At 44.9% G+C, this 1,382-nt stretch carries 2 protein-coding genes; both read left to right on the forward strand.

The annotated features are described in order from the left end of the window. A partial coding sequence (locus ABI_RS24925) for an RHS repeat-associated core domain-containing protein (RefSeq protein WP_211211120.1) occupies positions 1 to 738 on the forward strand: 738 nt, incomplete at its 5' end. After that, on the forward strand, positions 726 to 1,352 hold the full coding sequence (locus ABI_RS24930) for a hypothetical protein (RefSeq protein ID WP_157138717.1): 627 nt from the start codon (positions 726 to 728) through the stop codon (positions 1,350 to 1,352). The genes ABI_RS24925 and ABI_RS24930, both read left to right, overlap by 13 nt. The last annotated feature ends 30 nt before the right edge of the window (positions 1,353 to 1,382 follow it).

Below are 1,382 nucleotides of genomic sequence, written 5' to 3' on the forward strand. Positions count from 1 at the left end.
CTGCAGCCGGACCCGATCGGCTACGGCGACGGGATGAACATGTACGCCTATGTTCATGGTGATCCGGTCAATGCGACGGATCCGATGGGGTTGTATGGCGAGGGAGGTCCGGTAATTATCAACGGTTGTGATCCAACGTGCGAAGCGGCAAAAAGAGCCCGTCAACAGGGCGCAATCGATGACGCAAGGAGTGCAGACTTACGGCAGCAGTATGAGTCAATTTGCTTGGGTGCCCTTATGAGGTCATGCATATTGGGACCGGGCAGTCTAGCTGCTCCCACAGACGGAGCAACTGTATGCGATGCAAAAGTATTCAAAGTTACGGCAATCAGCGAAGGTCAGGGGCTAGGGCAATCATCCTTTACACATGTGGAAAGGGAAAACCTTCCTCCAGGCAGTGTGGCAATCAATACGAAAAATTTCGGTTTTAATTGGCCGCAAAATCGATTTCCGACTTCACATGAATTAAATACACTGGCTAATATAAAATTTAATGTTGATTGGAACTCGGCTTCTAATGCTCCGGGCGGGCCAATTACAGGGGTCCCAAAAGGACTTCAATATCAAGGAACCTACTCAGCGGTTGGAAACTTAGACTGGAAAGCTCGGCAGACTGGTCTAAACCATATCGACTTATACGATTACAAGAGCTATAACGATGCTTTAAGCGGCACAAGATATGCACTTGTTACAGTGACAATACCAAAGAATGACCTGGGGTTGACATGTCCAAACTAGCGATCTTATTGAGCCTAATAGCTGCATTTCAAATTTTATCGTGTACTTCTAGCCATGGATGTGAGTTGAAGCACAGTGTAGAGTTCAATAGCAACTTCTATGTAGATGGTGATTTTCCCTGCAAAATTACTCTGCCTGATCAATCCCGATTGGAATTTAAAGATGCAAATTTATACTACAACGACAGGCCATTAGGTGGTGTTGGTTATCCGATAAGCATCTCTTTATCAAGCCACGGAAATTATTTATATGTGAATAGCGGAAATGGATCAGAAGCCGACAATATGTTAGATATTTATGAACTGACTGAAGGTGGTGCAATAGATAAAACTTCGTTTTATGATGACCTGAAGAGGAGATATAAACTTCTTATTGGTTGTGATACTGGCGGCGAAGATCCGAATTTGTGGGGTATTGGATGGGAGGACGATGAACAAACTATCTATATACTTATTCAACCTATCGTCCGGTCAGACTGCGGAATCTCGACAGATTTCGCAGTTGCGTCAGTCAGGATATCAGATGGGAGCCTTGTTTCATTAGATAAGGCTGGGACCGCTAAGAAGAAGTTCAAATCGTACTTACCTAAAGCCATGATCGATAGCGTTCGATGAATTGGAAAATAGGGGGGCAGGAGCGCTGCT

The sequence above is a fragment of the Asticcacaulis biprosthecium C19 genome (assembly GCF_000204015.1).
Classification (GTDB): Bacteria; Pseudomonadota; Alphaproteobacteria; order Caulobacterales; family Caulobacteraceae; genus Asticcacaulis; species Asticcacaulis biprosthecius.

Bases quoted from the DNA above. Each gene is read 5' to 3' on its own strand.
- ABI_RS24930 (WP_157138717.1), top strand. From the start codon at position 726: ATGTCCAAACTAGCGATCTTATTGAGCCTAATAGCTGCATTTCAAATT.